Here is a 24583-nt window from a genome sequence, read left to right on the forward strand (position 1 = left end):
ATGATATAAATTTTATGATACAGACAATTTACTAAATGCAATGCGGAATCAAGCGAAAAGGGCGATTTACTTCAATTAAAACGAAACTAAAATGACATTTCTCGGCGGGTTAGTTCTGTAGCTGCGGATATTTTTTATATAATCTGTCCAAAAACAAACGCCCCATCAACTGAAGCCTCGCCTGTGTTTCAAACATACCTGAACCTGGAGAAATAATACCATGTGGCATACGCTGAACAGTACCATAATAAATAATATCGAGCCCATTTCCGTTGACGTCAAGATGCATTTTCTTAGGTTTCAAGCCCATGACAGAGCCCATGCGTGTTACTTTTTCAGAATTAGTAATCTGCGCAGTTCGCGCATCGAGCAAGGTTTCATGATCAAAAACCAAATGGTCTCTCACCTCCCCATCATCGAAAAATACGTAATGCAATTCGTTGTTGCTCAGCACGAGATAAGAAGCGTTATCCCGCTCATTATAACGAGCCTTTACACCTACAGCCGCCCAGGCAACAGTCTTGGCTGCCGTAGCTGCAGCTGAAGCAACTTTGTCCCCCACCGTTGCGATATACGCGCATTGCGTAAAGGCGTCGATCGGAGCGCCGTTCAACTGTTTTCTTAATTCACTAAATTCATCACTTAACAATTCATCCTTTACGCCTGGAGCTAGGGCGATCCCGGATTCGCCTTCATACTTTTTGGCCGTCTCCTTTTGCTTTTTCATCATCATAAGAGAAATGAATACGCAAGCCACAACGATAACGGCAAAAATACCAATGTACAACATCATAAAATAAAATTTAGAATGGGTTTATAATTCAATAAAAAATCCAGAAAGTGAACAACCTATTTAGGCTTCCTCTTTCTGGTACGATCGACTACAAAAATTTTGCCAGACTAAAGAATTTTATCCGGGTAGTGAATATTATTTAAAGCAGTCTGGTGCATATCAACCCAAATATCCTTGTTTGACTGCTGTATAAGCCAATTTGGAGAGCTTCGCATGTCGGCATCCGCATCGTTATTGTAAATGGATGGAAAATCAGACTCTTTGGCCCTAAGCAAAACAACGATCGTACCAGCCATGAGCAAAGGGATATCGCCTAAAACGAGATTATAAAAACCATCTTCAAGCAATCCCGGACTAAAACGCTGTAAACTGTCATAACTACGTTCCAATTTGCCGATCAATTTTTCCAGTTCATGTGGATAATGAACCTCAACATAAGACTCAAACAAAGCCGAACCTTTATTGTAGAATCCCGCTTTCATGAGGTTTAATGCTTCATTTCTATAAACCTGCAACCAACGATCCGAAGCTAGATCATGATATTCCGTCTCCACCTCTTTACCATCACGTTTCAAGGCCCAAAGCTTAAGCTGCTCAAGCCGTTCTGTTGTTTCCATTCCATTTTTTTCCATAAGACTATCGCTCCCGCTCTTTGAGTTCCAATTGCAATAGAATATCCCGTTTCTTACCTTCGATTAAAGACAAATTGCCCGCAACAAAAACACCTTTCTGTCCCGAATTTTTGCTAATACCATACACTGATGATTCATCATCAGGATCTGATGCACCTTCGTAGCGAAATAAATAGTCAATTCTGTACTGATCTGCATCAGCCAACAAATCGTCAAATTCAATATTATAGTCTATTGTATAGCCTAAGTCGTTTAACTTTTCCAAAGCAACACTTGCAGAGGAGTACCCATGCATTCTTTCCATAGTTGATTGTTCTAAATCCGATCTAAATTCTAATTTTTATTATAAAACGATTGACAAAAGGGTTTTGTTTTCCGCAAGTTGAAATAGTTTATTCAAAATCATATTTCTACTTTTGTGCTACCAAACACGATGAAATATGGCAAATCTAGCAGCACCAGCGTATCAGCATACACCTCAACTCGCTTTTCAACGATTACTCGATGTCTTATATACCTTACGGGTTGAATGTCCCTGGGATAAAAAACAGACTATGGAATCCCTTCGACATTTGACTATGGAGGAAATGTATGAATTAACCGACGCCATTTTGGAAAAAGATTATCCAGAAATCAAAAAAGAACTTGGCGACGTCTTGATGCATCTGGTATTCTATGCCCGCATTGCCGAAGAAGAAGGACATTTCAACATCGTCGACGTACTTAATGCAATCTGTGATAAATTGATTACGCGCCATCCCCACATCTATGGCGACACCAATGCTGATACAGAAGATCAAGTCAAGTCCAATTGGGAAACAATCAAGCTCAAAGAAGGCAATACATCTGTTCTTGCTGGTGTCCCAAAAGGCCTACCCGCTTTGGTAAAGGCCTATCGTATCCAAGATAAAGTTCGCGGTGTCGGCTTTGACTGGGAAGATAAGAAACAAGTATGGGAAAAAGTAGAGGAAGAGCTTGCCGAATTTAAAGCCGAATTTAATCTGGAAACAGCGCTTCCAATGGATCAGGAAAAAGCGGAAGGCGAATTTGGCGACCTTTTATTCTCCTTAATAAATTATGCACGGCATATTGGCATAAACCCCGAAAATGCACTTGAACGCACCAACAAAAAATTCATTGAACGGTTTACCTATTTAGAACAAAAAGCCGCTGAAAATAAGCAACAACTGCAGGAAATGAGTCTAGAAGAAATGGACGTTTATTGGAATGAAGCTAAAAAATTAAAAAAATAACGCAATCCCTAAAAAGGGAGTCACCGACCGAATTTAATTCGACTTTGTCAAATTTATGCGTAAATTCGCAGGAATATGGAAACAGTTGTTAGCGGTATCAGAAGTACCGGAAAATTACATTTAGGAAATTACTACGGCGCATTGAGCAATTTTGTGAAAATGCAAAACGAATATAATTGCTTTTTTTTCATTGCGGATTTACATTCACTAACGACCCACCCCACTCCTCATGGACTTCAGGGAACGGTTCGTCAAGTTATTGTTGAATATTTAGCTGCGGGAATAGACCCCGAAAAATCGACTATTTACGTTCAATCAGATGTTCCAGAAGTTGCGGAACTCTATCTATATATGAATATGAACGCCTATCTCGGCGAGCTAGAACGCGCTACAGCATTTAAAGATAAAGTTAGAAGCAGTCCAGACAATGTTAACGCAGGCTTATTGACCTATCCGGTCTTGATGGCCTCTGATATATTGATTCACCATGGCACAAAAGTGCCCGTAGGAAAAGATCAGGAACAGCATTTGGAGATGACGCGGACTTTTGGCAATCGCTTCAATCGCTTATACAACGTAGATTATTTTAAAGAAGCGTTTGCGTTCTCCTACGCTGACAAATTGGTGAAAGTTCCCGGACTTTCAGGCCAGGGAAAAATGGGTAAATCCAATGGTGAAGCAGATTGTATTTATCTATCGGACAGTGAAACCGTAATTCGTAAAAAAGTGATGCGTGCTGTATCCGATTCTGGTCCGACGGAAATGAACCAGCCTAAGCCTGAAGCTATCCAAAATCTTTTTGATTTAATGAAGGTCGTATCTACTGCAGATACGTTACAGCATTTTGATGAACTCTATAACAAATGTGAAATTCGTTATGGTGATTTCAAAAAACAATTGGCAGAAGATATGGTCCTTGCAACCAACGATGTACGCTCCCGTATAGAGGATATATCAAACGATGATGCATACATTGCTAAAGTTGCAAAAATGGGCGCTGAAAAAGCAAGCGAATCCGCGCACAAGACGCTGAAAGAAGTTCGTGAGATTATTGGTATTAAAAGATTTTATTAAGCTAGAAATAATATGCACATCGCTATCGTTGGAAATATAGGTGCCGGCAAAACAACATTGACCGAAATGTTGGCCAGTCACTTTAAATTTGAACCTCAGTTTGAAGCTGTAGACAACAATCCTTATCTGGAAGATTTTTATTCGGACATGAAACGCTGGGCATTCAATCTTCAGATTTTTTTCCTCAACAGTCGCTTTAGACATATTGTAAAATTGCAGGAAACTGGCATTGATATGATTCAGGATCGTACCATTTATGAAGATGCTTATATCTTTGCCGAAAACTTGTATGATATGGGTTTAATGAGCGCACGTGATTTTGAAAACTATAGTAATATTTTTCAAAGCATTATCCATTATATCAAACCGCCAGATTTATTGATTTACCTCAAAGCCTCTGTCCCTACCCTGGTGAATAATATCCAAAAAAGGGGCCGTGACTATGAATCCGCAATTCGCTTGGATTATCTGTCGAAGCTGAACGATAAATATGATAAATGGATCAATAATTACAAAGAAGGTAAGGTCATGATTCTGGACAAGGACAACCTGGATTTCACCACAAACCCAGAGGACCTCGGCAATATCATTCAAAAAATCGAAGCCGAATTATACGGATTATTCGAATAATTGCGATATCAAAAGCCTGTAAGACACTTAATTTTACAGGCTTTTTGATAAACTTGCATTTCCTCAGCCAACGATAAATAGTAAAAAATGAAATTTTTAGGTATTATTCCTGCCCGATATGCATCGAGCAGATTCCCTGGAAAACCGCTGATCGACATTGAAGGAAAAACGATGATTCAGCGGGTCTACGAACAGGTCAAAAAATCAACAAAATTAAACGATGTTGTTGTAGCAACTGACGACCAGCGCATCGCCGAAACTGTACGTTCTTTTGGTGGCGAAGTTGTCATGACCGCAGAGCACCATCAATCGGGAACAGATCGTTGTGCTGAAGTCATCACCAATATCGAAGGTTATGATGTTGCCATCAATATACAGGGTGACGAACCCTTTATAGACCCCGCACAAATTGATCTTTTAGCAAATTGTTTTGAAGACACCACTACGCAGATAGCGACCCTAATCAAGGAAATTACTGCGGAGGAGGAACTATTTAATGTAAACATACCTAAAGTTGTCCGAAACACCAAAGGAGAAGCCATCTACTTTAGTAGGCAGACCATTCCTTTTTTAAGAGCTGTGGAAAAAGACCAATGGTTACAAAGGCAAACATTCTATAAACATATCGGAATATATGCTTACCAGGTAGATACATTAAAAGCCCTGACACAACTTCCTATTTCTATGCTAGAAGAAGCAGAGGCTCTGGAACAGCTACGCTGGTTAGAAAATGGCTACGCCATTCAAACGGCAATTACAACGCATGAAACTGTCGCCGTAGATACAAAAGAAGACCTCGCTAAAATATTAAGACTATTTTTCAATAAATAGTAAAGCTTACCGGTGTTCGGTATAATATAACGACCGGACACCTTCCATTAGAACCTGCTTATCCAAATCACTTAATTTGATCATCTGCGCTTTTGCTCTGATCAATTCATCCAATTGCAATTTGGTACTCACACCAACGAGTGCTGTAGCAACAGCTGCGTTAGAAAGCACATACGAAAGTGCAACAACCATATTGTCTTTTCCGATACGTTTGGAAAGATTTGCCAAGTTTCTCACAATATGGGCCACCTCTCCCGAACTATACTGAAGAAAAGGTTCTATTGGCTTGTTGATGAGAACGCCTTTGGCTAATACACCGCGTACGACGATACTTACACCCCGTTCTTCCAACATGCCACTGATTTCTTCTTCTGGTCTTCTATCCAATAGACTGTATTGCATCATTACTGAAGCAATGTCAGATTTGGACAAAAATGCCTTGATAACATTTGGGCGAATTGATGAAAGACCGTAAGCACGGATTTTCCCCTGTTGCTTCAACAGCTCAAACGCTTCAACAATCTCTTCTATCGGATCTTCTATCGTACCACCATGTAACTGATAGAGGTCGATGTAATCCGTTTTTAAACGTGACAACGAACCTTCCACAGCCTTGATAATATAGTCTTTCGAAGCCTTCCAATCCCAGCCGGATCCATCTGCACGCCAAAGGTTACCAACTTTCGACGCCAAAACAATATGCTTGCGAAAGCTTTGCACACTCTCCCCGACGATCATCTCGTTTAGGCCTTTATCGTAGAGATCAGCGGTATCAAAGAAGGTGATCCCGTTCTCGTAAGCTTTTTGGATAATATCTTTGGATTGTTTGGACTGATTGCTTTTTAAAGACATGCAGCCCAAACCTATTTCCGAAACGATTAAGCTTGTATTTCCTAATTTACGTTGTTCCATCTGCACCAATATCAAGCAATTCTACCTCAAACACCAATGTGCTGTTTGCAGGAATTTCACCTGTCGCCCGTTCGCCATAGGCTAATCTACTAGGTATAAAAAATTTAAACTTTGCCCCTTTGGACATTAACGGGATTCCAATCTGCCAACCTTTGATCACCTGACCCAAGGATAGTTTCAATGGCTCCTTACGGTCGTATGAGCTATCAAATTGCTTTCCATTGAGTAAGGTACCTTTATAATGCACGGTTACCTCATCGTCACTTTTTGGCTTTGGACCTTCTGCCTCATTGAGAACAAGATATTGAATTCCTTCGGCTGTAGATTTCATCCCAGCAACCTTAGCATTTTCTGCAAAAAATTTATCTTCTTCAGCACGGCTAGCAGCCTCTTTTTTAGCACGAACGTCCATGATCGCCTGTTGGATAACAGCTCTTCCTTGGCCTTCTTCCAATAGCGATTTCTCCCCTTTCAAGACATCCGAAATTGCTTTTGCAATAACATCTGACTTCAAGTAATCAATCTCAATAGATTTTAGTGAATTTCCGATATCGGCACCAAACGCATAAGACACAGAATCGGCCTTCGTTTTCAGTTGATTTGTTGCACTTGACTTAGTTCCGACGACCTTCTTCTTCGCCGTCGTGTTCGTTTTTTTTTGTTGGGCAAATCCTGTGACTGTTGTCAAGGATAATAGGGCTAATGCAATATACTTCATGTTTGTTTAACGGTGCTTCTGCACGATTTCATTTATAATTTCCTGCGTGATATTAGGGTAATCAACTTCAACCCTAGATTTACTGTTGAGCCAGGCTTCTATCGCCAGCATGTTTTTCTGTTTTAAGCTCGAAATTACAGGCACCCCCATCTCTTCCAATGACGCTGCATTCAAATGCTGCTCATATTGGTTCTTCATCGGGATAACTAACAGTTTCTTTTTCAAATATAACGCTTCTGCCGGTGTTTCAAAACCTGCCCCACATAAAACTCCAGAAGAAGATGCCATACTATCAATAAAAGATTGGTTATTGATCGGTCTTATCGTTACATTTTTCATGTCAAATGCCTTTGAATTATGTTTGCTAAAAACATCCCACTTTACGTCCGGAAACTTCATCAAATGCTTTAAAAGATGCGCATCATCATATGCCGGGAGGTAAACCGTATAATGTCCCTGATCTGTGACATTCAATTCACGAACAGCATTACGGATAACCGGTTGATAAATATTCTTGGCGTACCGCTTGAAATGGAAACCATAGGAATGGGTAGACGGCGCATAATTTTTCATAATAAATTTGCCCAGCATATCACTATCTTCTGGCTTAGGACTCGATGGATCTAAGGCAGCGATCTGATGGCTCAACCCAATGCATTCCAAATCTTTTGAATGACAAGCCCAAGCAGAAATTGGTTCAAAATCATTGATCACCAAATCATAGTTTTCTATGGGCAAGCTCTTAATTTCATTCGTAAATTTACGGATCGTCGAACTCATAAATGTTTTCCACAGATCTACTCCGCCGGATTTACCAAAGATAAAACTCAGCCCGTGAAAACGGTATTTCACTTCGAAAGGTAATGATAGATCTGCTTGAATTCCACTAACCAAAACATCGACTTCCCCTAACTCCCTCAAACAGGGGACAATATCCATTGCCCGGCTCAGATGTCCATTTCCTGTCCCTTGTACGGCATACAATATCTTCATAACGACTGCATTTTGTGTCGGCAAATTAATCAATTTTAACGAGTATCAATATTATTTTATTGTTTAGTTATGTTAAGAAAATATAAATTAACATCAATAAAAAAAATTGTTAATCCATTTTTAATTTTCCTTTACGTATATTTAATATCAACAATTAATTAATAGCCAGTTTAATACCCCATGAAGTCTCTATTTTATCGGATGCTTTGCATAGTCGCCATGCTAATTTTAACATCGTGGGGATTTTTTGCTCATAAAAAAATTAATCATTATGCCGTCTTTGCGCTCCCCGCTCAGTTGGCTAAGTTCTACAAATCCAATATTGACCTTATTACCGAAAAAGCTGTTGATCCAGATAAACGCTGCTTCACAGACAGCGCTGAAGGCCCAAGACATTTTATCGATTTAGAGGACTACCGCAAGGAAAGTACAGTTGACTCCATACCGATACATTGGTCGCAGGCCAAAGAGAAATTTCAAGAAACGCAATTGTTAAAAAATGGCATTGTGCCCTGGCAAATCAACTTTACCTATCAAAAGCTTGTTAGAGCTTTTCAAGCAAAAGATTATAAACGGATTATCAAACACTCAGCAGAACTCGGGCATTATATTGCTGATGCCCATGTTCCATTGCACACGACTAAAAATTATAATGGACAGCTAACACATCAACAAGGTATACATGCATTCTGGGAAAGCCGTTTACCGGAAATGTTTTCAGAAAAATACAACCTTCGCGTTGGAAAAGCCAACTATATCAAAGATCCCTTAGCGGAGGCCTGGACTATCGTCCATGAAAGCAATCGCCTTGTGGATTCTGTATTGAGCATCGAAGCCCGGCTCAATCGTCAATTTAAAGCATCACAAAAAAAATCTTTTATTGAGCGAAACAATCAACTGGTGTGGACCTATTCCGACAGTTATGCTAGAGCTTATCATGAAGCCATGAACGGTATGGTTGAAAGGAGAATGCAAAAAACCATCTTACGCGTTGCTTCCTATTGGTATTCAGCCTGGCTCGAATCCGGCCAACCCGACTTGACCAACATCGAAAAAATAAAAGGCACAGACAAGCAAGATCACATCGATATAACGGGAAAAAAGCGTATCGGCCGAGAAGAGTGGATGTAAGAAGTAACAAAACATCATCCGGACTACCAGTATTATTCACTCCGGACTATTTATTTTTTAGTCAGCTAAGCTACTTTTGCAGCGTAAAATCTAGGAAAGCATGTTGAATAAGAATATTACGTTAACAAACCTTGCATTAGTGCTGAGTATTGGAGCCGCGACTGCTCAGATTAAAGATACAACCACTTTAGGCGAAGTCATCATTAATCAAAACCGCTTACAGATCCCTTTTTCAAAACAAAGCAAGAATATCCAAATATTGACGCAGGAAGATATACAGAGGCTCCCAAATCGATCAATCAACGAATTGCTGAGCAATATCCCGGGAGTTGATATTCGCCAACGTGGACCATTTGGTTCGCAGGCAGATATAAGCATCGACGGTGGGTCTTTTGAACAGACGGCGATACTACTCAACGGGGTTAAAATCACCGATCCACAGAGTGCCCATCACAACATGAACCTTCCGGTTCCGCTGGAGGCCATCGAGCGTATCGAAATCATTCGGGGGCCAGCTTCACGAATTTTCGGTATTAATGCACTAACGGGTGCCATCAACATCGTAACAAAGAAAATTGAATCAAATCAAATTAGTGCCCAGGTGTACAGTGGTTCTTCATTCAAAGATAATGAGCAGACAAGTGCAGGCAAGTATTATGGTAAAGGTGTTCAGCTTGGCTCACAGTTCTTAACCAAGCAAACAAGCCACGGTTTATATTTTGGCCACGAAGACTCCAATGGGCAACGTTACAATACAGCCTCCAACAATAATAAACTTTATTACGACGGGACATATCAACCGAATACAGCTAATATGATAAAAGCCAATGTTGGCTATATCAACAATCAATTTGGAGCCAATGGTTACTACGCTGCACCGAGTGACAAGGAAGCTTATGAACAGGTTAAAACGGCTTTCGCTTCCCTGCAGTCGAAGCATCAATTAACACAGGCATTTTCCATCAGTCCACGCCTCAGTAATCGCTACAACGAAGATGAATATTGGTATTTAGGCCGAGAAACCACGAAAGGTAGATCCAAACATTACAGCAACGTCTTTGGAGCAGAAATCAATGCCACATTGGAGCAAAGTTATGGTACATTTGGCTTAGGACTGGAAAGTCGATTTGAACGTATCAATAGCACCAGTATTGGCGACCATAACCGGGAGAATTACGGCGGCTACCTTGAATTCAAAACCGAGGCGATCAAAAAACTGATGATCAACTCAGGTGCCTACATCAATTACAACTCAAAATTTGGCTGGCAGGTATTCCCGGGTCTAGATTTGGGCTATGATATGACCGAACATTGGAAGATTGTAGTCAACGCAGGTTCTAGCCAGCGGATCCCTTCCTTTACGGATCTTTACACCAATCAGACAGCAAACGTCGGAAATCCCACACTGAGCTCTGAAAATGCCTATCAGATCGAAGGTGGTATAAAATACTTATCCAATCGGATCATTGCTCAAGCGGGCTACTTCCATCGAAGGATAAGCGACTTCATAGACTGGCAAAAAGAGGATGCCACTACAGGAAGCGGAACGGTCATTCCGTGGAAACCAATAAATATTGGAAAAAACAAAATTGATGGATTCAATGCTTCATTCCGATATAATATCAATGATCCCAGCGCCACGACACGATACTTTACAACGCTAAGTTATAATTATCTCAACCCAAGCCTAACATTAGCAGACGGGATACTATCCAAATATGCTATTGAAAGCTTAAGGCATCAAGTTATTGCCAACTTTACCATAAACCACAAGAACTGGATGTTAACTTCTGCAAACCGCTTTAATGAGCGTATCAGTTACAAATCTTATTTCATCGCTGACGTAAGAGGATCGTACCAACTACAAGACTTAAACATCTTTGTGGATGTTCAAAATATATTTGACAAGAGCTATATAGAAGCTGCCGCCGTTCCAATGCCCGGTCGTTGGTTTAGTATCGGCGCAAAATATAAACTGAACTATTAAACCCGATCAAATGGCAAAATTAGTTCTCTTCCCTTTTCGCCATCAATTATAAAAAAGTCCCAAATGGTATTCCATTTGGGACTTTTCATTGTGCTATTGCCACATAGAAGCATGTACCCTGCCCTAGTTCAGAAAACGCCAACTATAAAATAAGTTACTTTTTCTTGGGAAGAACAGATAAAATTCCTCCAATTAAATGTTTTTGGAACTCAGGTTCGTCATAGGACTCATCGGTATGTCCAAGCCCGGTATAGAAGACTTTCCCTCCATCGTAGCTCTGGGTCCAGGAGATTGGATGTTGATCCCCCATTTTTCCACCTTGGTAGCTTTTTTCATCCAAATTCATCAACACATGCAATCCGTCCTTCACGTCCTTGAAATTATACCATTCATCTTTGTGCCACCAGATCGGATCAAGGTGCTTGGTGGCCGGATGTTTTCTGTCCAGCACATCAATTTTGGCTTTTTGTACGGCAGGATGAGACGCAAAATACGCCCCTACAAGGCCGTTATACCATGGCCAATCAAACTCAGTATCCGTCGCTGCATGGATACCCACAAACCCTTTTCCTGATTGGATATACCGCACAAAAGCTTCCTGTTGCGCATTATCGAGAATATCGCCAGTTGTGCTCAGAAAGATAACAGCGTCATATTTTTTCAATCCCTGATCTGTAAACAGAGCAGCATCCTCCGAATGATCAGATTTTATCTTTTCTTTATCTAGCAATTGTTTTAGTATCGCTGCACCCTTTTCGATGCTTCCGTGCCTAAACCCTTTTGTCTTGCTAAAGATCAATACTTGCCTTTGTGCCTGAACAGCAGCTGACATCCCCAACAGGAGAAACAGAAAAATGAAGATTCTATTCATGATATAAATGGTTATTATGATGATTTAAGTTTAGGTTTACTATTTTCCGCAACGAAATTGCGATAAAAATAGCTGTAAAGAAAAGCCGTGCATTCTCCCGATACACGGCTTTTCTGTTTTATTATTGTGTGATTAGCTCTCGGTAAAAATCAAGACTTTCAATAATATCTTCCTCAGAAACGTAGATATCATATTGACAACTGCCAATTTGGTCAAGCAATGCGAAACCGATCTGATTGGACAGGTTTTTCTTATCGTTTCGCATCAGATCCAACAGGGTTGTATCAATGGAAGAATCAAATGTGTAGTCGTTGAAATATTTTCTAAAAGTTTGGATCAAATCGTTTAATTCATCCAAAGGCAAACCATTCAATTTATGCGATAGGTACCCCTCACAAATCATTCCTACTGCAATAGCTTCTCCATGTAATAAAGGTGAAGCATCGTTCAACAACGAGTAGCCCTCAATAGCATGACCAATTGTATGGCCAAAGTTTAAAATTTTACGCAGTCCTTTTTCTTTCGGATCCTCAAGGATAACACGGTTTTTGATCGAAACAGAATGTTTGACTAAAGAATTGTCAATTTGATCGATCTCCAACGTTTTCACTCGCTCATAATAAGCCCGATCGAAGATCAGTCCATGTTTAATTACTTCAGCAAAACCTGAGATTAACTGACGTTGATCTAAGGTTTTCAAAAACTGGCTCGAAATAAATACAGCCTGGGGTTGTGCAAAAGTTCCAATAATATTTTTCACACTTCCCATATCAATACCGGTTTTACCTCCTACTGATGCGTCTACCTGGGAAAGTAAAGTCGTCGGAATTTGAATAAAATCCATCCCTCTTTTGAAAGTCGATGCGGCAAATCCACCCATATCAGTCACCACACCACCGCCAAGATTGATCATCAATGAATGTCTATCGGCTCCGAAATCGAGCATATTATGCCATACACCAATACAGAAATCAATATTTTTATTTTCCTCGCCCGGATCTACTTCTATCACATCATAATTCGCTAAATTGGGTAAAGCTTGCTGAAATAGCGGCAAACAATTATCCAAGGTATTGGTATCCACCAATACGATGATCTTTGAGTAATTGCGCTCAGCTAAAAATGCCTCTAAAGAGGCCAACGTATCATCAAAATATACCTGATAGCCTAAACTTTCTATGACTTCCATTCTACGATTCTTTAAGGTTTAAGTTTTCTATTTACCAATATTGTTTAATATTACACCAATTTTATTTGCATCCCATCAAATTCAACAACATCTCCCGGTCTTAATTTGAGTCTTTTCCGGTAATCAACCTGCCCATTATACTTCACATATCCTTCCACCACAACCCATTGAGCCATAGCACCATGCTCTACCCAATTTAAAGCTTTAAGTAACTGTATAAGCTGGATATATTCGCCCTCGATTTTAAATTCTTGCATTTCACAAAAATAGTGGTTTCACTGAGGAATACAAGAATTATCATCGTTTTAATGCTTACTAAATTGCTACATTTGCCTTATTGCAAATAAAGATTATGATTGAGAATTCTGAGCCCAAGACATTATCCTTTGATAATACAGAGATTGCTTTTAAAAGTAAAAGCGATAAGGATTTGGAAAGAGCGTATTGGTTATTCAAAATAATAGCGAATAACTTCTTGACAAAAGTAGGTCCGTCAATGACCAACTTTGCCCTGAACATAGGACTGCCTATCCAAGGTATCATCCGTAAAACAATCTTCAAACATTTTTGTGGTGGAGAGACTATCGCGGGTTGCGAAGCAGCAATCAACGAATTGGGAGAAAATGGTGTAGGGACAATCCTGGATTATTCTGTTGAAGGAGAGGAAACAGAAAGTGCATTTGACGCCTGTTGCGAAGAGGTATTACGTACCGTAGTTGCGGCAAGTAAAAACAAATACATTCCATTTTCGGTATTTAAACCAACTGGATTAGGACGTTTTGAGTTATTTGAAAAGGTCAATGCCAAAGAAACTTTAACAGCGGCAGAACAAGGAGAATACCAGCGCATGTTGGATCGTACTGACCGTATCTGTAAAGCATGTCATGCCGCAGGTGTAAAAGTTTTGGTAGATGCTGAACATTCATGGATTCAAGATGCGATCGATGATATTGCACGTGAAATGATGGAAAAATACAATATGGAGAAACCAATTGTATATAATACTTATCAATTGTACCGTAGTGATAAGCTGGCATCGTTGAAAGCCGACTTTGAATATGCAAAAGTTAGAGGATTTCACATGGGTGCTAAGATCGTTCGTGGTGCCTACATGGAGATCGAACGTGCTCGCGCTGCGCAAAAAGGTTATTCCGATCCTATCCAGCCAAATAAAGAAGCTTCAGATAGAGATTATAATGAAGCTATTGAATTTATCTTGGACCACCTGGACAACTTTGGGCTAATGGCGGGTACACACAATGAGGACAGTAGCATGTTATTGGCGAAGGAAATTGACAGACGTGGTATTGATAGATCCACCGATCGCATCTTCTTTGCGCAATTATTGGGTATGTCTGACAACCTGAGCTTTAACTTGGCGGCACATGGCTATAATGTTGCTAAATACATGCCTTATGGACCGGTTAAAGCGGTGATGCCATATCTTTTCCGTAGAGCACAAGAAAATACTTCCGTCGCAGGAGCGACAGGTCGGGAGCTCGGGCTTTTGATCAAAGAAAAACAAAGAAGAAAAGCTAGTCGATAACGACTAGCTTTTTTTATAATTGGCGGGTATCAAGTCCATCTACTCAAGGAACTATGCTCAAATGGTTTCCAGGAAACACCCTACTTTTGAAAAGCACAAAAGCACTTTACCTATCACTCACCTCCCCTTCGTCCTTTTGAAACAAGCTAATTACAAAATCATTCCATATTCTTGAAACTATTATTTATGTTTGCAAACTTTTCCCTTAAAACAAAGTTCATACTGGAAGGGTGCTCCCCCGGAGCTTAAAAGAATACGATTTGAAATGGAAGAAAAACTTAGATTATTTGATCTTGCACGTCAACAGATGGGCAAATACCCCGATCTTGATATGTTTGCCCACAAAGTGGACGGCAAGTGGAATTATATCAAAACAGCAGATTTTCTTGAACAAGTAGACAGCCTCTCCAAAGGGCTGATTGAACTTGGCGTGAAACCCAACGAGAAAGTTGGTCTCATTGCCGGTAGCAGTATGGAATGGCATTTGATTGACTTTGCAATCCAGCAAATTGGTGCAGTGGTGGTCGCCATCTACCCAAATATTACGGATACAGACTATCAATATATCTTTAATGATGCCGAAATCAGGGTTTGTATCGTCAGCAACAAAAGCCTGTACGATCGCCTAATGAATCTAACCGACTCAATCTATACATTGAAGTATATTTTTTGTATCGCAGATCAGGAAGGCACACGTAGCTGGAAAGAACTGAATGATATAGGTTCCAATTGCTCCCTAGAAAAACTAGCAGCACTACGTGACCAGGTTAAACCTGAAGATCTCGCTACCCTGATTTACACTTCCGGTACTACGGGCAAACCAAAAGGCGTCATGTTGTCACACAATAATATCTTTTCCAATGTATTGGGCGCAGCAGAAATTACCCCTTGTAAAGCTTATGACCGCGGACTGACCTTCCTCCCTCCTTGTCACGCCTACGAGCGTATGGTTTTATATACCTATATGTATCTTGGCTTTACGATCTATATCGCAGAATCTTTTGACAAGATTGGTGATAATCTGAAGGAAGTAAAACCTCATATCATGACCGTTGTCCCTCGTATTCTTGAAAAAGTCTATGAGAAAATTATGAAAACAGGTCATGATCTCAGTGGTTTCAAACGCAAAGTATTTGATTGGGCTGTTTCAGTTGCAGAAGAATATGATCCAAATCCTGAGAAAAGAAGTCTATCCTATAATCTCAAACTAAAGCTAGCCAAGAAACTTGTCCTTAACAAATGGTATGAAGCATTGGGTGGCGAATTACTTACTGTTGCCTCTGGATCAGCTTCTCTTCATGGTAAACTAACACGCGCTTTCTTAGCCGCAGGAATTCCATTATATGAGGGTTACGGCATGACCGAAGCCTCCCCACTCATTTCAGTCAATCACTATATCAAAGGAATACGCATAGGTACTGTTGGCCTTCCTGTCCGTTTTGTTGAAATAAAACTTGCTGAAGACGGAGAAATATTAGTAAAAGGCCCTAATGTCATGATGGGATACTATAAGAACAAGGCCGAAACGGATAAAACGATCATTGATGGATGGCTGCATACCGGAGATATTGGAAAGTGGGAAGATGAAAAATTCTTGAAAATCATTGACCGAAAAAAAGAGATGTTCAAAATTTCAGGTGGGAAGTACGTCATACCACAACCTATCGAAACCAAGCTTGTTGAATCTAAATTTATTGAACAGGCAATGGTTATCGGTGACGGGATGAAGTTTGCTTCTGCCTTTATTGTACCAAACTATGCCCATTTGTTGGATTGGGCCAGAACAGATGCTCCTGAACTTGCAAGCATGACAAAGGATGATTTTCTGACTGACCCTGCCATAGTAAAAAAAGTTAATCAAGAGGTACGTCGTGCAAACCAGCACTTTGGTAACTGGGAGCAGATTAAGAAACCAATTATTTTAACAGATGAATTTACTATTGAAAATGGAGAGTTAACACCAACCTTGAAAATGAAACGAAAGGTAATTCTCGAACATCATCAAGAAGAGTTCAATAACCTCTATCAGATGGAGATGGATTAAGGTTTAATAAATCAAAATTTTGACATAGCGCGCTATATTTATACGAGTAAAACATGAAATTATTAAAGGATAGAATCCTTCATGACGGTAAAAGTCTTGCAGGAGGCATACTTAAAGTAGACAACTTCATCAATCACCAGATGGACCCGGTGTTGATGAAATCTATTGCGGTGGAATTTGTCCGCCGTTTTGCAGACCTCCCGATCAATAAAATCATTACAATTGAAGCAAGCGGAATAGCCCCAGCGATCATGCTTGGCTACCTTTTGGAATTACCGGTTGTATTTGTAAAAAAAGCAAAACCGACCACCATGGCCGATATGTATGTAAGCCAGGTGCATTCATTTACCAAGAATAGAACCTACGACATCTGTGTCAGCAAAGAGTTTCTTACGCCGAGCGACAATGTTCTTTTTATAGACGATTTTTTGGCCAATGGGAATGCTGCTTTTGGTATGCTCGATCTCGTTAAACAATCGGGGGCTTCTGTCTTGGGCATGGGATTTATTATCGAAAAATCCTTCCAGGAAGGTGGCAAAAGATTACGAGAATTGCCCGATTTAAGAATAGAATCGCTAGCGCGGATAAGGTCGCTTGAAGTGAATAAAGTCAGTTTCGAAGAAGATTAGCAAAAAGAAAAGCCTCATCTCCCTAAGGAGTGAGGCTTTTTTATTCAAACAACAAGATAAATTCTTTCTAATCCCAACGGTAGTCGTTGTAAAAATCTTCCGGATGTCTGCTAATTGCAACATCTTTTACAATCCGGATATTGGCTGCTCCCAAGTTGACATTCAGCATAAATGAAGGCACGTTTGATGAAAAATTCCAACGACCATTGCGCATATACACGTAACCTCCTCTGTAAGGATCGTAGAATGTTTTGTAATCTCTAAAGTATACATGGTGTCTACTATCGTAACGATGTGCGCTTGCCCAGGCCGGTGCTCTATGACGGTATGCCTTTCGGTATGACTTAGCTACTTCTTTATGATACTTACGGTCTTCTTTTTCGCGTTTTTCTAAATATTTTCGATATTCCTTATCCCTTTTCTCTTCATATTTTCTACGCTCTTTGTCCTGTTTCCATTCACGTTCATGTCCACGATGTTGAGCCGAAGATTGTTGAGGAGCGATTAAAACCAGTCCTCCAATTGCCAACGCGAAGTATATCATCTTTCTCATAACAGTATAATTTAAATTTAAAAATCAATTCCACTCCGCCTGTGTTCCATTCTTTTTTACAAGCGTTTCTATGGGTATGACTTCAATGTTTGAACAAAGGTTTAATCGATCGCGACGAATTTAATTTGTGCCGCAATATATAGAATCCATTACTTCAATTTAACGTATCTTTGTACCATGTCAAATACAGGATATATCACTGAAGATACCATTGTTGCATTAGCGACATCTTCCGGAACAAATGGCGCTATTGCTGTCATACGCGTTTCGGGCCAGAATGCCATAAAAATTACGAACGAAATATTTAAAGGAAAGAACCTACTTCAACAAGCATCACATACCATCCATTTTGGAACCATACGCGATGGCGAAGAGATCATTGACGAGGTATTGGTCTCCTTATTTGTAGCCCCGAACTCCTATACGAGAGAAAATTCGGTGGAAATATCAACGCATAACTCCAAATATATTATTGAGCGCGTTGTAAATTTACTCATCAAAAAAGGCGCACGCGCTGCCCGTCCGGGAGAATTTACCTTACGTGCATTTCTCAATGGCGGAATGGATTTATCCCAAGCAGAAGCAGTTGCCGATTTAATTGCATCCAATTCTGCAGCCTCACATCAAGTGGCGATGCAGCAGATGCGTGGCGGCTTTTCCAATCAGCTTAAATCCCTTCGTGAAGATCTCATTCACTTTGCTTCACTGATTGAATTAGAGCTTGATTTTTCAGAAGAAGATGTGGAATTTGCCAACAGGGATCAGCTAAAAAATCTAATCAACAAAATACAGGTTATTGTTCAAAAATTAGTGCAATCTTTTGAACAGGGTAACGTCCTAAAAAATGGTGTTCCTGTTGTCATTGCCGGAAAACCAAATGTAGGAAAATCAACGCTATTGAATGCTTTCTTAAATGAAGAACGTGCCATTGTTTCCGATATTGCAGGAACAACACGCGATACCATTGAAGATGAAATTAATATTCATGGCGTCACATTCCGATTTATTGACACAGCAGGTATACGTGAGACGGCAGATGTTATTGAAGCAAAAGGTGTTGAGCGTACCCGTGAAAAGATGAAACAGGCACGATTGATTATTTATCTTTTCGATCCTACACAGGACAAAGTTGAAGAAGTACAAGCGCAATTGCCAGAAATCGAGCGCCTCCAAATTCCGTTTGTCACCATTATCAATAAATCAGATTTGCTTTCTGAGGCGCAAAAAGAGGTTTACAATGTTCTTAATCCACTTTACATTTCAGCGAAAGAACAAATCGGTGTCGAGGAACTGAAAGACGAATTGATCAATCGTGTACATTTAGGAAATTTAAATACCGACGATGTCATGGTCACCAACATCCGTCACGTAGAAGCGCTACAAAAAACAGCAGATTCACTTGAACGCGTAATCTATGGTATTGACAATCCGGTCACTTCCGATTTCCTAGCGATGGATATACGCCAAGCCTTATATCATCTTGGTGAAATCACCGGAAGTGTTTCTACAGACGATTTATTGGATAATATCTTTTCCAAGTTCTGTATCGGAAAGTAAACAGATAAAATAGAACAAGCCAACATACTGATGATTAACTTATTTACAGAATTTAATTTTGTAGTAATTAACGAGTAAGTTGGCTTTTTTTTTAAATTTCTGTTTTATCTTACTCGCCTCATTTATGTTACATTTTCTGTAGTTATCATATATCCAAAACCATATATTGACTTTATTTTCATTCCAGGAATTTCCTTGACTAATTTTCTCAATCGTAATATTGAGCTATCTAACAGATTGTTCTTATCAGGATGATCATCATACCAAATATGATTCAAAATAATCGAACGGTTGACTATCTGGCCAATTCGCTCCAATAGAAACAAAAGCACTTTCGAATCTTTCTCTCTAACATCGTAACTTAAATCACCTATGGTTACAAGTTGCCCCTGAATAGTGATTGCATTAGTACCAATATTAAATTTTCTGACATCGCTAGGGATTAGCAATAGATTTTGGATTAACGATAATATTGCATAAGGGATAACAGGTTTCTTCATATAATTTATCGTACCTAATTGATACCCTCGGATTTGATTTTCTTCGCCAAATTCGGTACCAGTCATCATAATTATAGGAACATGGGAATTCTTAACTCTAATCTCCGAAATTACTGAAAATCCATCCATATTTGGCAATATCACATCCAACAATACAATATCCGGCTTCTCTTTTGCAAAAAGTAACAGCCCATCTTCTCCTGAGCAAGCTACCTCCACCGACAATCCATGATTCTCAAAAAAATCTTTAAGAGGAATTGCTAAATTATTATTGAAGACTTACCATTTTGGTAGGTTTACCTGTTTTTCAGATAAAATAAAAATGTTAAATTAGTTTGTTATATATTATGAAAAAGAGCAAGTTTTCAGAACATTAAATCGTCAATATTCTTGGAAATTTCGGACATATAGATCATTCGATCCCGAGGCGAATTGATCACTTTGAATAAAACCATGAAAACCAATTAAAAACGGATTTATGACTTCTCAGCATAATATTCAAATGGTCAAAATTATCCGAATTGAATGGCCATCGGTTTTCGAATTTGGATGGTATATGGTTTCACCCCCCCACTATGTCCATTCCAGCCTCTGCTTAACCTTGAATAGTACTGAACTGCATCACAACACCCAATGACTCGGTCGCAGAGAACAATATTACACATTTACTTTACTCTTACCACTAGATTATATTTTCATTTATAAAACCTCTATTTCATTAAATCAAACTTTTATTAAAATTGATTAAATATCTCCATGCCCGATCTGGTTTTCTTCTCCAATATTCTGGATGATCCCTAAAGTCTTCATAGGTAATTTCAGGATTATTGACATCACAGAATAAAAAGGCAAATTCTCCACTGCTTTTTTCATCTGTTGATATTTCCATTTCAAATAAAAATGGATCTGTCCATTGATTGGTGACACCCATTTTACCCCATATCATTATTCCTTCGAGAAGAATTAGATTATTCTCTAAAATTACGTTCGTTATAATACTATCATCAATCCATCTTTCTTTATCCCATTCGATATAATTTCTCTTTAAAAGCAGCTCAAGCAAACCTGCTAGCAGAAACGACGCATCTCCTAAAATTTCATTATAATATATTGGCGTATGATGAATCGCTTTAAACTCATCAAGGTGCTCATATAGTTCATGAACTAACATTTCAAATATTTCATTCTCTGATCTCATTCTTATAATTCTAAGAGCTTTTCTAATGATTTAATTAAGTCTTGTTCGGCTCCCTGCCTTTGTCCATGTCCTCTATCTCTTCCCATTTTAGATGTTACTTCGATCCTCTTTTGAACACTTTGTCTCAATTCTTTTAATAGAATCTCTAGCTCTTCTTTAGAATATTTCACCAAATCTTTTACTTTAGGCAAAGTACCATGCACCTTACCCGTAGCACCTAAACTTGGTAATACTTTTTCCACTCCAATAATAGCAGCACCGCCAAGCCCTTTCGCCAGCTTCATATAAGGCAAACTCGTTGCCACGACCACCCCAACCTCCGCTTTACTCTGCGCTGTACTAAGCTGCATCACGACACCCAGTGAGGCGGTTGCAGGAATCATCGATAATACTGCCCCAGCAGTATTGATTTCCTTATCGGTAGGTAGATACGGGCCATAAGGGTTCTTCCCATACAAATGTGCGGCAGACGGGTTTATATATGTATCAAACTTAATACCATTCTCATATGACAAATAGGCCCTACTCGCAATACTCTGGATACTATTTAAAAAACTATTGAAAGAACTAAACCCTTTGACCTCTACAATGGGAAGGAAAACATGGTTACCCCCCACCGATTGTAATGCCGCATTAAAACCCGCGATCTTGCTATTATAACTCTGCCACCCAAATATACGACTATCATAATTACTCCACATTCGATCCTGCTCCATATACCGCTCAGTTTCCGTCTGCTCAATCCCATACTTGATGGATTTTGGAGAATAGTATGAAGGCAAGTTCGAAAACATCTGTACCAATGAACTTTCATCATACAAACCGGTTGGGTCGCTAAAATTAATTGGATTATTACTCGAATAATTATAAGGACTCTTGTTCGAAAAATATTCACTTAAGGGGTCCGGTATATTCCATTTGCCTATCGCAGGGTCATACATCCGTGCGTGATGATCATACAACCCCGTTTCATCCTGTATCTCCTTCCCTCCATAAAGATAATTATATTTTGTTCCCGAAACCAAATTACCTTCAACATAAGGAGCTGCATTACCGAATGCATAATAGTTATTGATCTGAGAGATCGTATGAGCATTTGTTGCAGCATTTACAGCAAGCGTCATCAATGGACTCTCCGTTTGATTTTTAACATGATATAGATAATCAAATGCGGCTCCATTGGGTCTCACTTCTCCATCGGAAAATTGGAACAGCTTCAGACTTTTTGCTCCCGTTCCTATTGAAGAATATTCAGCCCCTCCAGCATAATAAGTATTTGTTGTAGTAGTACTGTAAGTGTCCCAAAAAATCAAACAGCTTAAAACTGGACATAAATGTTTAGATTTAAGTAATAAAATGAAAAAAACACGTTTTACAGAAAGCCAGATTGTGCGAGCACTCAAAGAGGGTGAAGAAGGCAGAAAGACCGAAGACATCTGCCGTGAGCTGGAAATTAGCAAGGCCACATTTTATAACTGGAAGAGCCGTTACGGAGGCATGGAAGCCTCAGATGTCAAACGCCTAAAGGAACTTGAGGAAGAAAATGCACGTTTGAAAAAGATGTTTGCCGAACTGAGTATGAACCATGATATCCTAAAAGAAGTCATCACCAAAAAAAGGTTGGGGCTCCGGCAGCAAAAACAGTTAACCCAGGAAATTGTTCTAGATCACGGTTTGAGTGTCACCGGAGCCTGCAAATTGACAGGCATGTGCCGTTCACAATATTACTATGTTAGTAAAAAAGATGACAGTGCAGTCATATCTGCATTAGATGATCTGTCCGCCAAACATCCTGTATATGGATTCCGAAAACTTTACGCTTATCTGCGCAGAGCGGGGAAGCCCTGGAATCACAAAAAAGTTTATCGGGTGTTTAAGCTATTAAATATGAACAGGAAGCGGCGTGACAAACGTCGGCTACCCGCTCGGGAGAAACAGCCTCTGGAACAACAGGTCAGCATTAATCAAAAATGGAGCATGGACTTTATGAGCGATAGCTTGGCCAGCGGAAACAGGTTTAGAACCTTTAATGTGATGGATGACTGTTCCCGTGAGATATTGTGTAGCGAAATAGCTACTTCAATTTCTTCTTTGCGGATAACTCGGACACTTGAACAAATCATAGACTGGCGGGGCAAACCGCTCTGTCTACGCGTAGATAATGGTCCTGAATTCACCAGTCATCATTTTGAGCTCTGGTGAGAAATTTTGGATGCTTATTTATTTTTCAACTTGTCAGAAGTAAGAGAACATACCCAGGCATGGATGGATGAATACAATAACAACAGACCCCATGAAGGTCTTGGGAATCTTACACCAACGGAATTATCAAAAAATATTAGACACAAACAACAAATAAATCAATTAGTAACGTAAATTAGAAAAGTCCAATCCCAGCTGTCGGAAAAATGGGGTACTTACAGTACCAACCGTAAAATGTTTACTCAGCTTTCCACCTGTCGCGTCATAGGCATATATTGATAAAACTGGCTAAGGTGTTTAATGTAAGCGTAGATTACATTATCGGAGAGGGTGAACTAGCTACCCTGGACAAGGATTTACTAAAACGTATCGAGGATATTGAAAAACTGGACGAAGCCACTAAGCAACACGTGTTTTTCCTCATTGATAACGTTATCCAGAACTACAAGACTAAGAAAGCCTTTAATAAATGAAAAAGCCCGCTATTGCGGGATTTGCTCTTGTAATTTTTGTATTGCTGATTTTATTTCTTCTTCCAATCTATCATCACCATAATAACTAGGTTCTTTTTTTCGCCATTCTTCATTAGGTTCATAAAAATCTAAATCGTAAGCCAGTTCTGAAAGTATTTCATTTGCATTTTCATCGTTCCATATTAGTTCCTGGAACTGTTTGATTAGGCTACTGCGATTATTTTTGTCTTTTAATATTTGTTCTAATATTTCCATTCTATTGAGGTATAAAACGTGGTTTAACTAAATTACTACCCCTTAATACAGTTGTTACTCTTCCTGTGACAGTATTTGTTCCAATTAGTAAATCATTACCTGAGGCAAACCCGTTCTTAAGAACATAGTTGAAAGTACCATTCTTAGGGTCAAAATATTTACCCCCCTTCGAAAGCCCTGTTTCAACCATACTTTGGGTTATCCCTCGTTCACTCATTCGTAGGGCTGCATGTTCCGAAATCTCTACTCCTGATTTGACTAAAGCATTTGTTCCCCCTTTAGCGGCAAGCTTAACCTCGCTACCAAATGGTACAAAAGCAGCTGCAGATATCGCCATCCCCGCTGCACTTCCCTTATAGACGTTTGCTCCAAGAGATATCAAATCACCAGCTTGAGCGACTAACGGAATCTCTGATGCACCTAAAATATCTCCGAAGGTTTCCCATTCATCTGCATTTTGAGGCCCCATATAAGCCCCATAAGGGTTCTTCCCATACAAATGTGCGGCAGACGGGTTTATATATGTATCAAACTTAATACCATTCTCATACGACAAATAGGCCTTACTTGCAATACTCTTGATACTATTAAAAGAACTAAACCCTTTGACCT

Annotated in this window: 25 protein-coding genes and 1 pseudogene; 11 read left to right on the top strand and 15 right to left on the bottom strand. The window is 39.5% G+C overall.

Annotation, left to right across the window (positions count from 1 at the left end):
* Positions 1-109 precede the first annotated feature (109 nt).
* The 3 genes from OK025_RS23665 to OK025_RS23675 form a co-directional block, all read right to left on the bottom strand.
* Complete coding sequence (locus tag OK025_RS23665) at positions 110-793, bottom strand: hypothetical protein (protein WP_317667217.1); 684 nt, start codon at positions 791-793, stop codon at positions 110-112.
* A gap of 107 nt (positions 794-900) precedes the next feature.
* Positions 901-1410, bottom strand: coding sequence for a hypothetical protein (locus OK025_RS23670; RefSeq protein ID WP_317667218.1), 510 nt, complete (start codon positions 1408-1410; stop codon positions 901-903).
* A gap of 19 nt (positions 1411-1429) precedes the next feature.
* Positions 1430-1729 (bottom strand): hypothetical protein, encoded by a 300-nt coding sequence (locus OK025_RS23675; protein ID WP_201664696.1) that lies wholly within the window; start codon positions 1727-1729, stop codon positions 1430-1432.
* Positions 1730-1865: 136 nt separating this feature from the next.
* Here OK025_RS23675 and mazG point away from each other — a divergent pair, with 136 nt between their 5' ends.
* The 4 genes from mazG (at position 1866) to kdsB (ending at position 5213) form a co-directional block, all read left to right on the top strand.
* Positions 1866-2678: a nucleoside triphosphate pyrophosphohydrolase gene (mazG, locus tag OK025_RS23680; protein WP_317667219.1), complete on the top strand. Its 813-nt coding sequence runs from the start codon at positions 1866-1868 to the stop codon at positions 2676-2678.
* A gap of 75 nt (positions 2679-2753) precedes the next feature.
* Positions 2754-3752, top strand: coding sequence for a tryptophan--tRNA ligase (gene trpS, locus OK025_RS23685; protein ID WP_145327417.1), 999 nt, complete (start codon positions 2754-2756; stop codon positions 3750-3752).
* A 12-nt stretch (positions 3753-3764) separates the two neighbouring features.
* Positions 3765-4382: a deoxynucleoside kinase gene (locus tag OK025_RS23690; protein ID WP_145327418.1), complete on the top strand. Its 618-nt coding sequence runs from the start codon at positions 3765-3767 to the stop codon at positions 4380-4382.
* Between the two features lie 87 nt (positions 4383-4469).
* Positions 4470-5213 carry a 3-deoxy-manno-octulosonate cytidylyltransferase gene (kdsB, locus tag OK025_RS23695; RefSeq protein WP_317667221.1) on the top strand — a complete coding sequence of 248 codons (744 nt, stop codon included), beginning with the start codon at positions 4470-4472 and terminating at the stop codon, positions 5211-5213.
* A 6-nt stretch (positions 5214-5219) separates the two neighbouring features.
* Here kdsB and OK025_RS23700 read toward each other — a convergent pair whose 3' ends face one another.
* From OK025_RS23700 to OK025_RS23710, 3 genes are read right to left on the bottom strand one after another with little or no spacing between them, the layout of a single operon-like run.
* The gene (locus OK025_RS23700; protein ID WP_317667222.1) at positions 5220-6125 is read right to left on the bottom strand and encodes an aldo/keto reductase; all 906 of its coding nucleotides are present in this window, start codon (positions 6123-6125) and stop codon (positions 5220-5222) included.
* Entirely contained in the window at positions 6112-6843 is a 732-nt protein-coding gene (locus OK025_RS23705; RefSeq protein WP_317667223.1) for an FKBP-type peptidyl-prolyl cis-trans isomerase, read from the bottom strand. The genes OK025_RS23700 and OK025_RS23705 overlap by 14 nt, the downstream gene beginning before the upstream one ends.
* Before the next feature lie 6 nt (positions 6844-6849).
* Entirely contained in the window at positions 6850-7836 is a 987-nt protein-coding gene (locus OK025_RS23710; RefSeq protein WP_120334628.1) for a glycosyltransferase family protein, read from the bottom strand.
* Positions 7837-8055: 219 nt separating this feature from the next.
* Here OK025_RS23710 and OK025_RS23715 point away from each other — a divergent pair, with 219 nt between their 5' ends.
* Complete coding sequence (locus OK025_RS23715) at positions 8056-8967, top strand: zinc dependent phospholipase C family protein (RefSeq protein WP_317667224.1); 912 nt, start codon at positions 8056-8058, stop codon at positions 8965-8967.
* Between the two features lie 100 nt (positions 8968-9067).
* Positions 9068-10954: a TonB-dependent receptor plug domain-containing protein gene (locus OK025_RS23720; RefSeq protein ID WP_317667225.1), complete on the top strand. Its 1887-nt coding sequence runs from the start codon at positions 9068-9070 to the stop codon at positions 10952-10954.
* A 154-nt stretch (positions 10955-11108) separates the two neighbouring features.
* Here the strand turns inward: OK025_RS23720 and OK025_RS23725 are convergent, their stop codons facing one another.
* The 3 genes from OK025_RS23725 to OK025_RS23735 form a co-directional block, all read right to left on the bottom strand.
* Positions 11109-11825 carry a ThuA domain-containing protein gene (locus OK025_RS23725; RefSeq protein ID WP_317667226.1) on the bottom strand — a complete coding sequence of 239 codons (717 nt, stop codon included), beginning with the start codon at positions 11823-11825 and terminating at the stop codon, positions 11109-11111.
* Between the two features lie 121 nt (positions 11826-11946).
* Positions 11947-13014, bottom strand: a complete 1068-nt coding sequence (aroB, locus tag OK025_RS23730; protein WP_317667228.1) for a 3-dehydroquinate synthase — start codon at positions 13012-13014, stop codon at positions 11947-11949.
* A 50-nt stretch (positions 13015-13064) separates the two neighbouring features.
* A complete protein-coding gene (locus OK025_RS23735) occupies positions 13065-13271 on the bottom strand; it encodes an RNA-binding S4 domain-containing protein (protein WP_317667229.1) in 207 nt (68 codons plus the stop codon).
* A gap of 95 nt (positions 13272-13366) precedes the next feature.
* Here OK025_RS23735 and OK025_RS23740 point away from each other — a divergent pair, with 95 nt between their 5' ends.
* The 3 genes from OK025_RS23740 to xpt all read left to right on the top strand — a co-directional run bounded on the left by OK025_RS23740 (position 13367) and on the right by xpt (position 17233).
* Positions 13367-14560: a proline dehydrogenase family protein gene (locus OK025_RS23740; RefSeq protein WP_182332650.1), complete on the top strand. Its 1194-nt coding sequence runs from the start codon at positions 13367-13369 to the stop codon at positions 14558-14560.
* A 265-nt stretch (positions 14561-14825) separates the two neighbouring features.
* Positions 14826-16604 (top strand): AMP-dependent synthetase/ligase, encoded by a 1779-nt coding sequence (locus OK025_RS23745; protein WP_313419474.1) that lies wholly within the window; start codon positions 14826-14828, stop codon positions 16602-16604.
* Positions 16605-16657: 53 nt separating this feature from the next.
* Positions 16658-17233 carry a xanthine phosphoribosyltransferase gene (gene xpt, locus OK025_RS23750; RefSeq protein ID WP_317667231.1) on the top strand — a complete coding sequence of 192 codons (576 nt, stop codon included), beginning with the start codon at positions 16658-16660 and terminating at the stop codon, positions 17231-17233.
* Between the two features lie 67 nt (positions 17234-17300).
* On the opposite strand, the gene OK025_RS23755 is transcribed toward xpt, so the two are convergent.
* A complete protein-coding gene (locus OK025_RS23755; RefSeq protein WP_317667232.1) occupies positions 17301-17786 on the bottom strand; it encodes a hypothetical protein in 486 nt (161 codons plus the stop codon).
* A gap of 177 nt (positions 17787-17963) precedes the next feature.
* On the opposite strand from OK025_RS23755, the gene mnmE reads away from it, so the two are divergent.
* A complete protein-coding gene (gene mnmE, locus OK025_RS23760) occupies positions 17964-19343 on the top strand; it encodes a tRNA uridine-5-carboxymethylaminomethyl(34) synthesis GTPase MnmE (RefSeq protein ID WP_120334635.1) in 1380 nt (459 codons plus the stop codon).
* Positions 19344-19465: 122 nt separating this feature from the next.
* On the opposite strand, the gene OK025_RS23765 is transcribed toward mnmE, so the two are convergent.
* The 3 genes from OK025_RS23765 to OK025_RS23775 form a co-directional block, all read right to left on the bottom strand.
* Positions 19466-20101, bottom strand: coding sequence for a response regulator transcription factor (locus tag OK025_RS23765; protein ID WP_317669784.1), 636 nt, complete (start codon positions 20099-20101; stop codon positions 19466-19468).
* 460 nt (positions 20102-20561) lie between these two features.
* On the bottom strand, positions 20562-21041 hold the full coding sequence (locus OK025_RS23770) for a hypothetical protein (RefSeq protein ID WP_317667234.1): 480 nt from the start codon (positions 21039-21041) through the stop codon (positions 20562-20564).
* Positions 21042-21043: 2 nt separating this feature from the next.
* On the bottom strand, positions 21044-22354 hold the full coding sequence (locus tag OK025_RS23775) for an RHS repeat-associated core domain-containing protein (RefSeq protein ID WP_317667235.1): 1311 nt from the start codon (positions 22352-22354) through the stop codon (positions 21044-21046).
* Between the two features lie 43 nt (positions 22355-22397).
* On the opposite strand from OK025_RS23775, the pseudogene OK025_RS23780 reads away from it, so the two are divergent.
* Positions 22398-23417: pseudogene (locus OK025_RS23780) on the top strand (IS3 family transposase).
* Positions 23418-23725: 308 nt separating this feature from the next.
* Here OK025_RS23780 and OK025_RS23785 read toward each other — a convergent pair.
* Positions 23726-23971 carry a hypothetical protein gene (locus OK025_RS23785; RefSeq protein WP_317667236.1) on the bottom strand — a complete coding sequence of 82 codons (246 nt, stop codon included), beginning with the start codon at positions 23969-23971 and terminating at the stop codon, positions 23726-23728.
* 1 nt (position 23972) lies between these two features.
* Positions 23973-24527, bottom strand: coding sequence for a DUF4258 domain-containing protein (locus OK025_RS23790; protein WP_317667237.1), 555 nt, complete (start codon positions 24525-24527; stop codon positions 23973-23975).
* Between the last annotated feature and the right edge of the window lie 56 nt (positions 24528-24583).

The organism is Sphingobacterium sp. UGAL515B_05 (assembly GCF_033097525.1).
GTDB lineage: Bacteria > Bacteroidota > Bacteroidia > Sphingobacteriales > Sphingobacteriaceae > Sphingobacterium.